At 66.7% G+C, this 15187-nt stretch carries 12 protein-coding genes; 6 read left to right on the top strand and 6 right to left on the bottom strand.

What is annotated here, in order from left to right; genetic code table 11:
* Positions 1 to 61: 61 nt before the first annotated feature.
* Complete coding sequence (locus AC1RWI_RS26600) at positions 62 to 298, bottom strand: LysR substrate-binding domain-containing protein (RefSeq protein ID WP_052494463.1); 237 nt, start codon at positions 296 to 298, stop codon at positions 62 to 64.
* Here AC1RWI_RS26600 and AC1RWI_RS26595 point away from each other — a divergent pair.
* Positions 285 to 614, top strand: a complete 330-nt coding sequence (locus AC1RWI_RS26595) for a hypothetical protein (protein ID WP_492869799.1) — start codon at positions 285 to 287, stop codon at positions 612 to 614. The genes AC1RWI_RS26600 and AC1RWI_RS26595 overlap by 14 nt on opposite strands.
* Positions 590 to 1255 carry an MFS transporter gene (locus AC1RWI_RS26590; protein WP_492869798.1) on the top strand — a complete coding sequence of 222 codons (666 nt, stop codon included), beginning with the start codon at positions 590 to 592 and terminating at the stop codon, positions 1253 to 1255. The genes AC1RWI_RS26595 and AC1RWI_RS26590 overlap by 25 nt, the downstream gene beginning before the upstream one ends.
* Before the next feature lie 18 nt (positions 1256 to 1273).
* On the opposite strand, the gene AC1RWI_RS26585 is transcribed toward AC1RWI_RS26590, so the two are convergent.
* On the bottom strand, positions 1274 to 2152 hold the full coding sequence (locus AC1RWI_RS26585) for a LysR substrate-binding domain-containing protein (RefSeq protein WP_492869797.1): 879 nt from the start codon (positions 2150 to 2152) through the stop codon (positions 1274 to 1276).
* A gap of 180 nt (positions 2153 to 2332) precedes the next feature.
* On the opposite strand from AC1RWI_RS26585, the gene AC1RWI_RS26580 reads away from it, so the two are divergent.
* Positions 2333 to 3862, top strand: a complete 1530-nt coding sequence (locus AC1RWI_RS26580) for an MFS transporter (RefSeq protein WP_492869796.1) — start codon at positions 2333 to 2335, stop codon at positions 3860 to 3862.
* Positions 3863 to 3942: 80 nt separating this feature from the next.
* Here AC1RWI_RS26580 and AC1RWI_RS26575 read toward each other — a convergent pair whose 3' ends face one another.
* Positions 3943 to 5055, bottom strand: a complete 1113-nt coding sequence (locus tag AC1RWI_RS26575; RefSeq protein WP_043344646.1) for an aromatic ring-hydroxylating dioxygenase subunit alpha — start codon at positions 5053 to 5055, stop codon at positions 3943 to 3945.
* Positions 5056 to 5364: 309 nt separating this feature from the next.
* Here AC1RWI_RS26575 and AC1RWI_RS26570 point away from each other — a divergent pair, with 309 nt between their 5' ends.
* Positions 5365 to 5610, top strand: a complete 246-nt coding sequence (locus tag AC1RWI_RS26570) for a hypothetical protein (RefSeq protein WP_043344643.1) — start codon at positions 5365 to 5367, stop codon at positions 5608 to 5610.
* 181 nt (positions 5611 to 5791) lie between these two features.
* Here AC1RWI_RS26570 and AC1RWI_RS26565 read toward each other — a convergent pair whose 3' ends face one another.
* Together AC1RWI_RS26565 and AC1RWI_RS26560 are read right to left on the bottom strand one after the other, a co-directional pair.
* On the bottom strand, positions 5792 to 8113 hold the full coding sequence (locus tag AC1RWI_RS26565) for an NADP-dependent malic enzyme (RefSeq protein ID WP_492869795.1): 2322 nt from the start codon (positions 8111 to 8113) through the stop codon (positions 5792 to 5794).
* A 273-nt stretch (positions 8114 to 8386) separates the two neighbouring features.
* Complete coding sequence (locus AC1RWI_RS26560) at positions 8387 to 9001, bottom strand: DUF4136 domain-containing protein (protein WP_492869800.1); 615 nt, start codon at positions 8999 to 9001, stop codon at positions 8387 to 8389.
* A 330-nt stretch (positions 9002 to 9331) separates the two neighbouring features.
* Between AC1RWI_RS26560 and pepN the strand changes: the two genes are divergently transcribed.
* Together pepN and AC1RWI_RS26550 are read left to right on the top strand one after the other, a co-directional pair.
* Entirely contained in the window at positions 9332 to 12031 is a 2700-nt protein-coding gene (pepN, locus tag AC1RWI_RS26555) for an aminopeptidase N (protein WP_492869794.1), read from the top strand.
* Positions 12032 to 12168: 137 nt separating this feature from the next.
* Complete coding sequence (locus AC1RWI_RS26550; RefSeq protein ID WP_043344640.1) at positions 12169 to 13185, top strand: class 1 fructose-bisphosphatase; 1017 nt, start codon at positions 12169 to 12171, stop codon at positions 13183 to 13185.
* A gap of 70 nt (positions 13186 to 13255) precedes the next feature.
* On the opposite strand, the gene AC1RWI_RS26545 is transcribed toward AC1RWI_RS26550, so the two are convergent.
* Complete coding sequence (locus tag AC1RWI_RS26545; RefSeq protein ID WP_492869793.1) at positions 13256 to 15037, bottom strand: LVIVD repeat-containing protein; 1782 nt, start codon at positions 15035 to 15037, stop codon at positions 13256 to 13258.
* Between the last annotated feature and the right edge of the window lie 150 nt (positions 15038 to 15187).

Raw genomic sequence — 15187 nt, 5'->3', positions numbered from 1 at the left:
GCCCAACCCGCCCAACCCGCGCTTGTGGCGGGTTTTTTTATGGTGCGCCGGCGCGCGGTGCTCAGGCGGCAAGCAGGCTCCCGGCGATGAAGTCCACGAAGGCCCTGAGCTTGGGTGACAGCTGGCGGCTGGACGGCCACAGCACCCGCAGCATCGTGCGGTCCTGGTTGTAGTCGTCAAGCACGCTGACAAGCGTGCCTTCGTCCAGCTGGCGCCGGATGGAAATATCCGGCACGCAGGCGATGCCCAGGCCCTGCTCGGCGAAACACACCTGCGGCTCCAGCGTGTTGGTCACCATGCTGGCCAGCCGAGCCCGATCCCGGCCGGCTGGCCATCGCGGCACAGCGGCCACGCAAGGCTGGCGCCGCCGGCCATTGCTGCTGGCCGCGCTGGCCGGGCTGCTGGCCTTCAATACGATTACCGCCCTGGCGCCCGGCTACGTAGTGGCACTGGTGGCGCGCTTGCTGGCAGGCATGGCGGGCGGCCTGATCTGGGGCATGCTCGCGGGCTATGCGCGGCGCATGGTGCCGGATCACCTCAAGGGCCGCGCACTGGCCGTGGCCGGCGTCGGCGCGCCGCGTTTGGCGCGATGTCGGTCCTGGCGCTGGCCGTGATGGCGTGGTTCGCGTTGAGGGCGCCGGATTACGCTGGCCACGCTGCGGGCAAGCACATGCCAGTGCGCCGGGTGTTCGCGACCCCGGGTGTGCGGCCAGTCCTGGGCGTACTGGCCTTATGGGTGATGGCCCACAACATGCTCTACACCTATGTCGTGCCCTTTCTCGTGCCAGCCGGGCTGGCCGGGCAGGTGGATATCGTGCTGCTGGTGTTCGGCGTGGGGTCGCTGGGCGGCGTGTGGGTCAGCGGCCTGCTGATCGACCGCCTGCTGCGCGTGCTGGTGCTGGCAAGCCTTGCGCTGTTCGCCATGGCCTCGCTGGCGCTCGCCATCGGCGGCAGCCAGCCGGCCGTGGTCTATCTGGCCGTCGTGACCTGGGGCCTGACCTTCGGCGGCGCCCCCGCCTTGCTGCAGACCGCATCCGCCGAGGCGGCGGGGCCTGGCACCGATGTCGCGCAATCGATGCTCGTCACCACCTGGAACCTCGCGATCGCAGCCGGCGGCATCGTCGGCGGCGTCCTGCTGGAGACGCACGGCGTCGGCGCGTTCCCGTGGGCGCTGCTTGCGTTGTTGCTTGTTGGGCTGCTGATTGCGTGGGCCTCGCGCGGGCATGGGTTCCCGACGCGACCCGACGCGGCATAGCGCGCGGCGCCGCGGGCGCTAGGGATTCTTGCGCCGTCGCCCGGGCTTGGGCGGCGCCTGCAGGCTCACCAGCAACCGCCCGAACTCGCGCGCGGCCGGCGTCTTCTCACCATCGCGCCAGATCAGCGCAAAATCCGCCGCCGGCAGCGCTGGCAAGCCGTACTGGCCATCGATCACCTTCATCCCCGGCTTCAGGTCGCCGCGAATCTGCACCGAGGCGCCGAGCCCCGCCAGTACCGCAGTGCGGATGCCCTCCTGGCTTGGCGACGTAAACGCCACGTGCCACGGTATGGGGGTGCCCTCCAGTGCCGCCACGCCCACCTGCCGGTTGACGCAGGGCGAGGGCGACAACGCGAGCGGCAACGACGCACCCGGTGCGACCTCGAAGGCCTGGGCGGCGGCCCACACGAACCGCGTGTGCTGCAGCACCGTGCCGCCCTCGCCGCCTGGCGCCGACAACACCACGGCAAGATCCAGTTCGCCGGCCTTGATCATCGCGCGCAAGTCCAGGTACGTGCCCACGTTCACATCGAGACGCACCGCGGGGAATGCCCGGGCGAACCGCGACAGCAGTTGCGGAAGCCGCTCGCCCAGGAAGGTTTCCGGCACGCCGAAGCGCACCACACCGCAAACGGGAGAGGGCCGGAACCGGCGCGAAAGAGCATCGAGCGAGGCCAGGATCTGCTCCGCGTGCTGGAGAAAATCGTTGCCGTCCTCGGTCAGGGTCAGGGTGCGCGTCGTGCGGTGCAGCAGCGGCCGGCCCACCTGCTCTTCGAGCCGCCGGATCTGATGGCTGACCGCGGACTGCGTCAGGTGCAGCCGCTGCGCCGCGCGCGTGAAGCCGCCGGTTTCCTTGACGGCGACAAAGGCCCGCAACAGTGTCGGATCGAAATCCATGGTCCCTTATTTATGATGATCGTTAATGAATCGGAAGAAATTAGATCATTTCTATCATGGCGAGGACTCGCTCACAATGTGCGCCAAGACCGGCGTCGAGCACGACGCCATCCGTTCCCCGCAACCGGATTCGCCTGGAAAGCACCCTCGATGCGCCTCACTCATTCCCGTAAAAACCAAATGGCATTGGCCGCCGTCTGCCTGGCCGCGCTGATGTTCGGCCTGGAGATCTCCAGTGTGCCGGTCATACTGCCCACCCTTGAGCACGTCCTGCACGCTGGCTTCGGGGACATGCAATGGATCATGAATGCCTACACCATCGCCTGCACCACGGTGCTGATGGCGGCCGGCACACTGGCCGACCGCTTTGGCCGCAAGCGCATGTTCATCCTCGGCATTGCCTTGTTCGCCGTCGCCTCCCTGGTCTGCGGCCTGGCGCAAAGCGCCGCCGTGCTGATTGCCAGCCGGTTCCTCCAGGGCATGGCCGGCGGCGCGATGCTGATCTGCCTGGTGGCGATCCTGTCGCATCAGTTCCAGCAAGGCAAGGAACGCAGCAAGGCCTTTGCCGCGTGGGGCATCGTGTTCGGGATCGGCCTGGGTTTCGGGCCCATCGTGGGTGGCATGATCGTTGCCGTCTCCAGCTGGCAATGGGTGTTTCTGGTGCACGTCGTGCTGGCCATCCTGACCCTGGCGCTGGTCTTCGCGGGCGTGCAAGAGTCGCGCGATCCGCAGGCGGGCAAGCTCGATGTCGCGGGCATCGTCACGCTGTCGCTGGCCGTTTTCGGCCTGGCCTACCTTATCACGCAGGGGCCGGAGGCCGGCGTTTCCCGCGCCGCCGCGATCGGCATGACGGCCGCGACGGCGGCCAGCGTCGTGGCGTTCCTGCTCGCGGAAAAACGCAATCCGCATCCGATGTTCGATGTTTCGGTGTTCCGCAGCCGGGACTTCTCGGGCGCGCTGCTTGGCTCCATGGGCATGAACTTCAGCTTCTGGCCGTTCATGATTTACCTGCCGCTTTATTTCCACGGCGGCCTGGGCTACGGCAGCGTGGCCGCCGGTTTGTCCTTGCTGGCTTACACGCTGCCCACGTTGGTGTTTCCGCCGCTGGGGGAGCGGCTCGCGCTGCGCTACGGGGCCGGCACGGTCATTCCCCTGGGCTTGTTCACGATCGGGCTGGGCTTCATGCTGATGAAGCTCGGCAGCAGCCTGGCGCAGGCAAGCTGGCTCACCCTGCTGCCGGGTTCGCTGCTGGCCGGCATCGGCCTGGGCATCACCAATACGCCTGTGACCAACACCACCACCGGCTCGGTCCCCAGCAGCCGCGCGGGCATGGCGTCCGGCATCGACATGAGCGCGCGGATGATCTCGCTGGCGGTCAATATCGCGTTGATGGGATTCATCCTGGTCGCGGGGATCTCTTCGTATCTGAAGCGTGCCTTTCCGGGCGCGTTCGATGCGTTGCGGTTGCGCGCGCTGGCGCAGCGCATTGCCGCGGGCAACCTGGATGCGCCCGGGGACGCCTTCGCGCAACTGCCTGCCCTGGACGTGTCCGGCGCCGCGCTGCATGCGGCGCTGGTCCATGGCTTTGGCTGGGTGATGTTGTATGGCGGGATCGGCGCCTGGGTCCTTGCCCTGCTCAGCCTGATGGTGTTCGCTCCCGGCAAACGCGGGCGTCAGGCGGTTGCCGATCCCGCGGGCCGCTGCGCTTAGCAGTCCACCGCCATCGCCGGCGTGAAGGTGCACGGCACGCCCGGCGTCAGGTAGCCGCCGCAGGTGGACGCCCAGTACGCTCAGCCGCCTCCCCGGGTCGGCACGCCGGCGATGGCCCAGGCCGACGATTCACGCCGTGCCGGGCATGGAATCGCGCACGCCTTGCGCCCCGCGAACTCGCTGGCCATGCGGGCCAGGTCGATCTCCCAGCCGCGCGCTTCGAGCGCCTTGAGCGTCTTGCGAAAGGCGATCTGCAAGCCATCCGAGCGCACCGACACTTCCTCCCGCCAGTCGTCGGGCGTGTGCTGCGGGCAAACCCGGGACAGCACGGCGTGGTCCTGCTCGAAGATGCGCAGGTTGCTGCGGCGGGTGCGCGCGTCAAGCAGCGCGCTCTTCATGAAGGTACGGCCCATCATCCACAGGGTGCGCGTGCGTTTGGCGTCGACCGGCAGGTGCGCCGAGACGATGCGGATCTCCCAGCCGGGACGGGGCTCGAGCCGCAGCGTGGTGCACGGCCCGGAGAAGTGGTAGCCCGGCGTGGTGTAGACCGGCACCCGGCCACCCGCTGCCCCGCGCGCGAGCCACGCAGGCCATGAGCGGCGCCGCGGGCGGTACATGCGCATGCGCGCTTCGCCCTGCCACTCGCCTGCCTCTACCGTGAAGTCGTCGATCTCGGGATGCGCGGGGTCGCCGAAAGCCGTGCCATGCACGAATGGCGCGTGGGCAAAGTCCAGGCCGTTCTCCATCACGCGGTCCCAGCTGGCATCCCAGTCGAAATGCCCGCGCACCAGCCGGAAACGGGGATCCTCGACCCATGACAGATCCGGCAGCGGTGGCCGCTGCGCCGGCGGCAGGTCGCCCAGGAAGGCCCAAACCCAGCCAAAGCGCTCCACCGTCGGGTAAGCGTCCACCCGCGCCCGGGTAGGTACCCGCAGTCCCGGCTGGGCCGGGATATGCGTGCAGATGCCGTTGCCGTCGTAGCGCCAGCCGTGGTACGGGCACACCACGTCGCCGGCCACCACGCGGCCATGGCTGAGGGATCCACCCCGATGCGCGCAGACATCGGACAGCGCGCAGGCCAGGCCGGCGCTATCGCGAAACAGCACCAGCTTCTGGCCAAGCGCGGTCACCATGACAGGCTCGGCACGCACATCCGTTGAATGGCCCAGCACGTACCAGAGATTCTTTAGCATCGGGATTGCCTTGAGGACGGCATTGAGGATGGCCACCGGGTCGTCGGGTTCGCGCGAGTGCCATGGCGCCGAAGGGCGCCTCGCCGCCGGATCGCGGCGCGCCGCACCATGGCGGTTCGACCGGATTGAGCGCCGCTGGTTTCGGCAGTGCCGCGACGCAGCATGGATTTGCTGCGGTGCGATAGAGACAAACTACCGGAATTCGGGATCGAAAGCCGCTGCTTAATAGAGCGATTCAATTGGCGGGCCTGCGCCTGCGTACCTAGATTTAGGTTCCAGGCAACAAGACGGCAACGGACGAGGTGACTCATGCGGCGTGATGCAAAGACACGGTCGGAGTTGATGGCCATCCTGAACCAGTTCCTCAACAACAATCCTGAGTGCGGCGAGTGCGAACTGCATGCCATGCGAGTTCACCAGCCTGACCACACCGGTTGCAACTGGAGCGCGGAAGTCGATTTCCCGCGCGAGGAGGAGGACCATTTGCCAACCCGGCTGGCCGCGGCCAAGTCCATCATCGTTGTGATGCGCGAGCAGTACAACATGCTGCAATAGCGACGATAGCGGCATTGCGGCATAGCGGCATAGCGGCATAGCGGCATAGCGGCAACAGGATCAGGGCAGGACAGGTTTTCCGGGCCGGCGGAACTGCTTCACAAGCCGGTCAAAAAAACGGGGCTCCAAAGGAGCCCCGTTTTCATTGGGTGGCGCCCGGCAAGCCGGCCGCGCCGCCGGATCAGCGCACCGCGTTGGCTTCGGCCACCGCCACCGCCGTCATGTTGACGATGCGGCGGGTGGTAGCTTGCGGGTTGAGAATGTGCACCGGCTTGGCCGCGCCCAGCAGGATCGGGCCAATGGTGACGCCCTGCCCGCCCGTGATCTTGAGCAGGTTAAAGGCGATATTGGCCGCATCCAGCGTCGGCATGACCAGCAGGTTGGCGCTGCCGGCCAGCTTGGTGCCCGGCAGGAAGTGACGGCGCACGTCCTCGACCAGGGCGGCGTCGCCCTGCATCTCGCCTTCCACTTCCAGGTGCGGCGCTTCGCGAGCCAGGATCTCCTGGGCCGCGCGCATCTTCCTGGCCGACGGGCGGTCCGACGAGCCGAACATCGAGTGCGACATCAGCGCCACCTTCGGATGCTGGCCAAAACGCGCGATTTCCTCGGCGGCCAGCTGCGTGATGGCGGCGAGCTCCTCGGCGGTGGGATCGTCGTTGACGAAGGTGTCGGTGATGAACAGCGTGTACTTCTCGAGCATCAGCGCGTTCATCGCGGCGAACACCTTGGCGCCCGGCGCCATGCCGATCACGTCGCGCACGTGCTCCAGGTGGGCTTCGAAGCGGCCCACGGTGCCGCACAGCATCGCGTCGGCGTCGCCCATATGCATCAGCATGGTGCCGATCAGCGTATTGGAGCGGCGCAGCATCACCTTGGCCACGTCCGGCGTGACGCCGTCGCGACCGCGCAGGGTGTGGTAGGCCTCGTGGTAGGCACGGTAGCGCGGGTCGTCTTCCGGGTTGATCAGCTCGAAGTCCGTGCCGGCCTTCAGGCGCAGGCCCGCCTTGTCGATGCGCATCTGGATCACGTGCGGGCGGCCGATCAGGATCGGACGGGCCAGGCCTTCGTCCACCACGGTCTGCACCGCGCGCAGCACGCGCTCTTCTTCGCCCTCGGCATAAACCACGCGCTTGGGCGCGGCCTTGGCTGCCGTGAACACCGGCTTCATGATCAGGCCGGTGTGGTAGACGTACTGGGTGAGCTGCTGGCGGTAGGCTTCCAGGTCCTTGATCGGACGGGTGGCCACGCCGGACTCCTCTGCGGCCTTGGCCACTGCCGGCGCGATCTTCTCGATCAGGCGCTGGTCGAACGGCGTCGGGATGATGTAGTCCGGGCCAAACTTCAGTTCCTGGCCACCGTAGGCGGCGGCAACGGCGTCGTTCAGCTCGGCTTCGGCCAGGTCGGCGATGGCCTTGACGCAAGCCAGCTTCATGGCTTCCGTGATCTTGGTGGCGCCGCAATCCAGCGCGCCACGGAAGATGTACGGGAAGCACAGCACGTTGTTGACCTGGTTCGGGTAGTCCGAGCGGCCGGTGGCGATGATGCAATCCGGGCGCGCTGCCTTGGCCACTTCCGGGCGGATTTCCGGCTCGGGGTTGGCCAGCGCCAGGATGATGGGCTTGTCGGCCATGGTCTTGACCATCTCGGCGGTCAGCACGCCGGCGGTCGAGCAGCCCAGGAACACGTCAGCGCCATTGACGATATCGGCCAGGGTACGGTTCGAGGTGTCTTGCGCGTAGCGCGCCTTGTTGGGTTCCATGTTGGCGTCGCGGCCCACATAGATCACGCCCTTGGAGTCCACCACCGAGACGTTCGAGCGGGTCACGCCCAGGCTCACCATGGTGTCCAGGCAAGCGATGGCCGCGGCGCCGGCGCCCGAGACCGCCAGCTTGACCTTGGCGATATCCTTGCCGACCACCTTCAGGCCGTTGAGCAGCGCCGCGCCCGAGATGATGGCGGTGCCGTGCTGGTCATCGTGGAAGACGGGGATGTTCATGCGCTCGCGCAGCTTCTTCTCGATGTAGAAGCACTCGGGCGCCTTGATGTCTTCGAGGTTCACGCCGCCGATCGTCGGCTCCAGCGCGGCCACGATCTCGACGATCTTGTCCGGGTCGTGCGCATCGAGCTCGATGTCGAACACGTCGATGCCGGCGAACTTCTTGAACAAGCAGCCCTTGCCCTCCATCACCGGCTTGCCGGCCAGAGGACCGATGTCGCCCATGCCGAGCACGGCGGTACCGTTGGTGATCACTGCCACCAGGTTGCCACGCGAGGTGTACTCGGCGGCCATCGCGGGATCCTTGGCGATCTCCTCGCAGGCGTAGGCCACGCCCGGGGAGTAGGCCAGGGACAGGTCGCGCTGGTTGGACAGCGCCTTGGTCGCGTTTACCTGGATCTTGCCCTTGGTCGGGCTGCGGTGGTATTCCAGCGCGGCCAGGCGCAATTGCGCTTCAGGACTGTTGGGGGCATGTTGCGGTGCATCACCGCCGGTCTTGCTGGTCATTATGCTCGTCCAGGAAGTGGCCCTGCCAGTGCCCGCCGAGGCTGCGCCGGTCGTATCCGGCGTGGCTTGCCGGAATCTTCCATTGCAGCTTTCAAAGACGGGCTCCGGCGGCTCGGGCCGAAAAATCGAGCCGTCATTCTAGCTCACCCAAGCCCGGCGCGAAGCCCCTCCCACCGGGGCATCCGGGGATTCAAGGCTTTTCGCCGGGCAATTCAGTTTTTACCACCGCACAGGCAATGCCTTGCTTGTGCCTTGCATGTGGCTTGCCACCTGCTACTTGTCATTCGGGTCCAGCGGCAATGTCACCCGCCTTGGCCGGCCACTGTCCGCCGGGAACTGCACGAAGGCGCTGCGGATCAGGTAAGGCATCGCCGCCTGCAGGGACGACCCCTCCGCGCGGTGGTTCGCCGTGACCTGGTAGACCCGGCGGCCGCTGGCGGCATCCTTGAAGAACACGCGCAGCGTGGACTGGGTGACCGGCACATCGCGCACCGTGGTCACCGGCGGCCAGTAACCCGGGCCACCCCAGCCGTACGGGCCCCAGGGGCGATAATACGGCCCCCAGTAAGGGCCGGGGGACCATGGGTCGACGTAGCTGGTCTCCTGGATCCGCATCAGCCGCGAGTTGCTGTCGTATTCCATGCTGACCAGGTAATGCGCCTGCGGCCGGGCCACCTGCTCGAAGCCGATTCCGGAGAGCGCCTGCGCCAGCCACTGCTCATAGGTCTGGTCCTCGAGCTGCGGCTCCTGGCCGCTGGTGCGATCGAAGGCATAGGTGCGCGGCGGATCGTTCTGCCAGTCGCCCTGGCGAAAGGCCGTCACCTCGGTGGTGACGGTGCTGGCGCAGCCGGACAGCAGCGCCACGCCGAGCAGCGCCGCGCCCGCCATCAGGCGGCCACCGCGCCAGCCTTCGCCGGCTATCCGGCCCCGATCCTGACCGAGGTTCGCCAGCTTCCCGAGCGTTGCCAGCCATCGTTTTGGCATCATGCCTCTCATCGATTCGTTGTCCATTGTGTGACTCTGACCGTGCCGGGCCGGCGGAATTCCGTCCCGGTCGGCCACCAGCGCCGCGCGCCCGAGCCGGGGCGCCCGCGCTTGGCTACAATGGGTTCTTCAGTGCCGTGGCACGCGGCCCGGCAGCGGCTCCCACCCTGCCCGCCTGCCGTGACCATGGCGACCATGCCGCCCCAGGTGGCCCCCAGAGGACAGGATTCCTTCATGCTGCGCACCGACACGCCCGTTACCGTCCATCGCAAAGACTATACTCCGCCGGCCTTCGCTTTTGAGCACGTCGACCTCACCCTCGAGCTCGACCCGGCGCGCACGGTGGTCACCAGTATCCTGCGCTTCACGCGCCAGGCGCCCGGCCCGCTGGTGCTGGCGGGCGAGGCACTGGAGCTGCTCGGGGTTCGCCTCGACGGCAAGCCGCTGGAAGGCGCGCAGCAGACGCCCGACAGCCTGACGCTGCCCGAGCTGCCCGCGCAAGGCACGCTGGAAATCGTCACCGCCTGCCAGCCGGCCGCCAACACGTCGCTGTCCGGCCTCTACGTTTCCAATGGCAACTTCTTTACCCAGTGCGAAGCCGAGGGCTTCCGCAAGATTACCTATTACCTGGACCGCCCCGACGTGATGTCGACCTTCCGGGTCACGCTGCGCGCACAGCGCGCGGCCTACCCGGTGCTGCTGTCCAACGGCAACCTGATCAGCGAGCGCGAGCTGCCCGACGGCCGCCACGAGGCCATCTGGGAAGACCCGTTCAAGAAGCCTGCCTACCTGTTCGCGCTGGTGGCCGGCAAGCTGGAATGCATCGAGGAACGGATCCAGTCCGCCTCCGGCCAGGAGAAATTGCTGCAGGTCTGGGTGGAGCCGCAGGACCTGCCCAAGACGCGCCATGCCATGGATTCGCTGATCCACTCGATCCGCTGGGACGAACAGCGCTTTGGCCTGGAGCTGGACCTCGACCGCTTCATGATCGTCGCCGTGGGCGATTTCAACATGGGCGCGATGGAGAACAAGGGCCTCAACATCTTCAACACCAAGTACGTGCTGGCCAATGCCGAGACCGCCACCGATGCCGATTTCGGCAACATCGAATCCGTGGTCGGGCATGAGTACTTCCACAACTGGACCGGCAACCGCGTGACCTGCCGCGACTGGTTCCAGCTCTCGCTCAAGGAAGGCCTGACGGTGTTCCGCGACCAGGAATTCTCGGCCGACATGATGGGCTCCGAATCCGGGCGCGCGGTCAAGCGCATCGAGGACGTGCGCATGCTGCGCCAGGTACAGTTCCCCGAAGATGCCGGCCCCATGGCGCACCCGGTGCGCCCCGACAGCTACGAGGAAATCAACAACTTCTACACCGTGACGGTGTACGAGAAAGGCGCCGAGGTCGTGCGCATGTACCAGACCCTGCTAGGCCGCGATGGTTTTCGCAAGGGCATGGACCTGTACTTCCAGCGCCACGACGGCCAGGCCGTGACCTGCGACGACTTCCGCGCCGCCATGGCCGACGCCAACGGCCGCGACCTGACGCAGTTCGGCCGCTGGTACAGCCAGGCCGGCACGCCGGTGGTCGCGGTGCGCACCGCGTGGGATGCGGCCACCGGCACCCTGGCGCTGACGCTGTCGCAAACGAGTCCCAAGGTCGGCATCGAGACGCGCCCCGGCACGCCGGACAAGCTGCCCTTCCATATCCCCTTCGCACTGGGCCTGATCGACGCCAGCGGCGCCGACCTTGCGCTGCAGCTCGAAGGCGAAAGCCAGCCCGGCGCCACCACGCGCGTGCTGGATTTCACCGAGGCCGAGCAGACCTTCCGCTTCATCAACCTGCCGCGCGGCGCCGAGCCGCCGCTGGCGTCGCTGCTGCGCGACTTCTCCGCGCCGGTCATCATCGACGCCGAGTACAGCGAAGCGCAGCTGACCTTCCTGCTCGCGCACGACAGCGATCCGTTCAACCGCTGGGAGGCCGGCCAGCGCCTGACCACGCGCGCGTTGCTGCAACTGGTGGCCCAGGGCCAGGCCGGCCGCGAGCTCCGGCTCGACCCGGCGCTGGTGGCCGCGCTGCGCACCGTGCTCAACGACCAGCAGCTCAGCCCCGCCTTCCGCGAGCAGGCCCTGACGCTGCCGGCCGAGGCTTACCTCGCCGAGCGCATGGGCGTGGCCGATCCGGCCGCCATCCACCGCGCCCGCCAGTTCATGCGCGAAGCGCTGGCGCGCGCGCTCAAGGCCGACTGGCTGGCCGCGTTCGAGGCCAATGCCACGCCGCTCGCCTACAGCCCCGACGCGGTGTCCGCCGGCAAGCGCGCGCTGCGCAACCTGGCGCTGGGCTACCTGGCCGACAGCGGCGACGCCGCCATGCAGGCGCTGGCCGAAGCGCAATACAAGGCCGCCGACAACATGACGGACCGCTTCGCCGCGCTCAGCGCCATGGTCAACACCTTTGCCCCCGGCCGCGAGGCCGCGCTGGCCGATTTCTACCAGCGCTTCGAGCAAGACCCGCTGGTGATCGACAAATGGTTCTCGCTGCAAGGCACGCAGCGCGGTACCGTGGGGCCGCAAAGCGCCGGCCACAAAGGCAAGCACACCATCGACACGGTGCGCGCGCTGATGCAGCATCCCGCCTTCAACCTGCGCAACCCCAACCGCGCGCGCTCGCTGATCTTCAGCTTCTGCGCGGCCAACCCGGCGCAGTTCCACGCCGAGGATGGCTCGGGCTACGCCTTCTGGGCCGAGCAGGTGCTGGCGCTGGACGCCATCAACCCGCAAGTGGCGTCACGCCTGGCGCGGGTGATGGATCGCTGGCAGAAGTACGCCCTGCCGCTGCGCGACCGCATGCGCGCCGCGCTGGAGCAGGTGGCGGCGGCCAGCGACCTGTCCCGCGATGTGCGCGAGATCGTGAGCAAGGCGCTGGCGCCGTAAGGCTGCGCCGGGCTGGCCGGGGGGCGGGTGGGGGGCCCCCCCCCCCCCCCCCCCGCCGACAGTACCCCACGGGCCGGTGGCATTGGCCTGGCGGGCTGGCGCCCATGTAGAATTGCGGCCATTCAAGGAGAATCCCCATGAGTCGCATCAGCCTCACCCGCTACCTGGTCGAGGAGCAGCGCAAGCACAACACGATCGAGCCCGAACTGCGGCTCCTGATCGAAGTGGTGGCGCGCGCCTGCAAGGCCATTTCCAACTCCGTGAGCAAGGGCGCCCTCGCCGGCATCCTCGGCTCGGCCGGCACCGGCAACGTGCAAGGCGAGACCCAGCAAAAGCTGGACGTGATCGCCAACGAAGTCCTGCTCGACGCCAACGAATGGGGCGGCCACCTCGCCGCCATGGCGTCCGAGGAAATGGACAGCTTCTACGAGATCCCGAACCGCTATCCCAAGGGCGAATACCTGCTGCTGTTCGACCCGCTCGACGGCTCGTCCAACATCGACGTGAACGTGTCGATCGGCACCATCTTCTCGGTGCTGCACATGCCCAAGCCGGGCCAGACCGTCACCGAAACCGACTTCATGCAGCCCGGCAGCCGCCAGGTCGCCGCCGGCTACGCCGTGTACGGCCCGCAGACCACGCTGGTGCTGACGGTCGGCAACGGCGTGCAAATGTTCACGCTGGACCGCGAGGCCGGCAGCTTCGTGCTGACGCAGTCCGACGTGAAGATCCCGGAAGACACCAAGGAATTCGCGATCAACATGTCCAACATGCGCCACTGGGCCCCGCCCGTGCGCCGCTATATCGACGAATGTCTGGCCGGCGACGAGGGCCCGCGCGGCAAGAACTTCAACATGCGCTGGATCGCCTCGATGGTGGCCGACGTACACCGCATCCTCACGCGCGGCGGCATCTTCATGTACCCGTGGGACAAGCGCGAACCGGAAAAACCCGGCAAGCTGCGCCTGATGTACGAAGCCAACCCCATGGCGATGCTGGTCGAGCAGGCCGGCGGCGCGGCCACCAACGGCCATGAGCGCATTCTCGACATCCAGCCGGAAAAGCTGCACCAGCGCGTGTCGGTGATCCTCGGCTCGAAGAACGAAGTGGAACGCGCCACGCGCTACCACCAGGAGGAGAAAGCGGCCGGCTGATTGCGGGCAGCTTCATTGATCCGACGAAAAAGGGACGCCGCGGCGTCCCTTTTTCCATCGCTTGACCCCGCTATCGCGCCCGCGCGGCAACTTTGCGCGGCGGCCAGGGCGTAGCGGACGCGCCCAGGACCGGCTTGCCAAGCAGGGGCGTTGACAACGCGTAGGCGCCGTTCTCGGTGAAGGCCCAGATGATATTGCGGTCGTACTCGGTGTAGATCGCGAACACGCCTTTGCCGAGCGTGTAATTCGGCAACTCCGTCTCGTCCGCCAGCGCGGGCACGAAATAGCCAGCGATCGTCGCCTTTTCCGGATGGCTGACGTCAAAAATCTGCACGCCGGCATTGTAGAAAGAATAGGGAACGATGCCTTGGCGCCATTGGCCGGGCTGGCCGATGGAGTTCGCGCGCTTCGGGCCGAAGTTGCCGCCACGCTGGCAGAAGCTCGTGAATGACGCCCCCTGCGGCACCTGCGGCTGCGGCAGTTTTCCGGCCACCTTCAAGTGAGACGGATCGCGTGCGTCGACGACGAAGATGTCCTTGTATGGCTCATAGCAATCGCGGTTCATCGGATAGCCGCCGGTCAGGACATAGCCCGTGCGCGCGTACTGGCTGACATCGGCGTTGTCGTACTCGGTACCGGCAAAGCTGGGCGGCGTATTGACGTTGCCGAGCACCTTCGGCTTTGCCGGGTCGGAAAGGTCGAACGAATAAAGACCGAGGCCACCCATCGCGCCGAAGCCGATCTTGCCGCCGTCCTCCAATGGCTTGGGCAGGAAGATCGGAATGCGCGCTCCCATCCACGAGGTACGGTTGCCAGCCCGTTGATTCATCAGATAAGCCTGCTCGTGGGCTTCGTTACCAAGGATTTGCCCCGGCACCGAGATCTGGGAAACAAAGGTCGGATTCGCGGGATCGGACATGTCCCAGACCTGATAGCCGGGCGAGTAAAGATAGTTGGGGTACTCGGTCAGGCCATACGTGTCATCCGGCGCCGACGCCAGGATCATGTACTTGCCGCCATGGTATTCAGGCGAATCGAGCGATCCGGACCCCTGCTGTTGCCCGACCGGCGCATCGGGGTGCCTGTAGTCGGTGGTGCGGGTTGCCAGCAACCGCCACTGACTTGGCAGCGGGCCATCCATGGCGAAGACCTTGAACCCTTTCAGCGAATTGTAGCGACGCTGCGCCGCGACCTGGTCAGGCTGCTGGGTCTTGTCAGTCATCAGGCCGTAGCGTCCGATTTCAAACGACGCGACGAGCACCGGCTTGCCCAGTGTCTTGCTCCAGGCAATGGTCGCGCCGCCCAGGTAGTCGTCGACGGTGCGCGGATCGTAGTTCTCACTCGAGCCTTTCGGTCCCCAGACGCCGCCCTTGGAATAGACCACCTTGCCATGGGCGGGATCCGTGATGTCCATGATCCGCAGATAGTCCCGGTCATGAATGTAGAGGTAACGGCGCCCCTCGAAGTCGGCAATGTTGTTCCAGGCATGGAAGGGTGAGCCAACGGCGGGATAGAAGGCCAGAACCTCGACGTTCTTGGCAAAGCTCTTCTTGTCCCATGCGGTCATTTCACCCGGGAAGCGCTGCCCCTTGTGCACTTCGGGCGTCGCTTTCGGCCAGACGAACTGTCCCGTGGCCGGATCCATCCCATAGTCGACACCCGGCTTGAGCGGCGCGGGCGAGCGATCGGGCGTCAGCCGCAGCCAGGCGGCGAGATAGGGATCCTGAACATTGGGCGTGCCCGGCGTCATCTGCGTTACCGGTGTCACCGGTGTCACCGGCGTTCCCAGCGTTGCGGAGGCCACAGGCGCCGCCGTTGCCTGCACCGTGTCCGCGTTTGCGCAGGCCATCATGAATATGGCCGCTGACGCTGTCCCTGTTGCCAAGACTGATCTGAACGTTCTGATTCGAAGCATGGCTTCCTCCTTTTGTATCAACAATTTCCTCTCCCGCCGGACCAGGACCGCCGCATCATTGCCGGCGGACTGCGGCGCGTTCCCGGC

It is taken from the genome of Cupriavidus sp. MPR-AND1C (assembly GCF_058809705.1).
This window is presented reverse-complemented; position numbering and strand designations above follow the sequence as displayed.

Excerpts from the sequence above, each read along its gene's own strand:
- AC1RWI_RS26600 (WP_052494463.1), bottom strand. The coding sequence starts at position 298 with ATGGTGACCAACACGCTGGAGCCGCAGGTGTGTTTCGCCGAGCAGGGC.
- AC1RWI_RS26545 (WP_492869793.1), bottom strand. The coding sequence starts at position 15,037 with ATGATGGCCTGCGCAAACGCGGACACGGTGCAGGCAACGGCGGCGCCT.
- AC1RWI_RS26590 (WP_492869798.1), top strand. The coding sequence starts at position 590 with ATGTCGGTCCTGGCGCTGGCCGTGATGGCGTGGTTCGCGTTGAGGGCG.
- AC1RWI_RS26580 (WP_492869796.1), top strand. The coding sequence starts at position 2,333 with ATGGCATTGGCCGCCGTCTGCCTGGCCGCGCTGATGTTCGGCCTGGAG.
- AC1RWI_RS26585 (WP_492869797.1), bottom strand. The coding sequence starts at position 2,152 with ATGGATTTCGATCCGACACTGTTGCGGGCCTTTGTCGCCGTCAAGGAA.
- pepN (WP_492869794.1), top strand. The coding sequence starts at position 9,332 with ATGCTGCGCACCGACACGCCCGTTACCGTCCATCGCAAAGACTATACT.
- AC1RWI_RS26575 (WP_043344646.1), bottom strand. The coding sequence starts at position 5,055 with ATGCTAAAGAATCTCTGGTACGTGCTGGGCCATTCAACGGATGTGCGT.
- AC1RWI_RS26570 (WP_043344643.1), top strand. The coding sequence starts at position 5,365 with ATGCGGCGTGATGCAAAGACACGGTCGGAGTTGATGGCCATCCTGAAC.
- AC1RWI_RS26550 (WP_043344640.1), top strand. The coding sequence starts at position 12,169 with ATGAGTCGCATCAGCCTCACCCGCTACCTGGTCGAGGAGCAGCGCAAG.
- AC1RWI_RS26565 (WP_492869795.1), bottom strand. The coding sequence starts at position 8,113 with ATGACCAGCAAGACCGGCGGTGATGCACCGCAACATGCCCCCAACAGT.
- AC1RWI_RS26560 (WP_492869800.1), bottom strand. The coding sequence starts at position 9,001 with ATGGCGGGCGCGGCGCTGCTCGGCGTGGCGCTGCTGTCCGGCTGCGCC.